The organism is Streptomyces sp. SID486 (assembly GCF_009865385.1).
GTDB lineage: Bacteria > Actinomycetota > Actinomycetes > Streptomycetales > Streptomycetaceae > Streptomyces.
The window spans coordinates 1-341 of the sequence record NZ_WWJT01000089.1; the positions used below are offsets into that span (position 1 = coordinate 1).

At 79.5% G+C, this 341-nt stretch carries 1 protein-coding gene; it reads right to left on the minus strand.

Going from position 1 to position 341, the window contains the following annotated elements; genetic code table 11:
- Nucleotides 1-341: DUF2510 domain-containing protein (locus GT045_RS04365; RefSeq protein WP_161333336.1), on the minus strand; the 341-nt coding region annotated here is incomplete at both ends.

Genomic DNA, 341 nt, shown 5'->3' on the forward strand with positions numbered 1-341 from the left:
CGCCGGGTCCCTGCCCGGCCCTCGCACGGTCTCCACCGCCGTCGTCCTTCGAGAGGGCGTACGCGCCGAACCCGATGCTGGCCAGCACCGCGGCCGTCACCGCGACGGCTATGCCCGCGCGCAGCCGGCTCCGGGGCCGGCCCGGAGGCACGGCGGGATATCCCGGATACCCGGGGTGTGCGCCGTACCCCGGGGCACCCGCGGGGTACGGGCCGGCCGGCTGCGCCGACTGCGCCGGCTGGGGCGCGGTCTGTGCGGCGGGACCCCACGGGGCGGCCGCGCCGGCGGGGCGGGTCTGGTCCGTCCATGCCTTGCCGTCCCACCAGCGTTCGGTGGGCGGA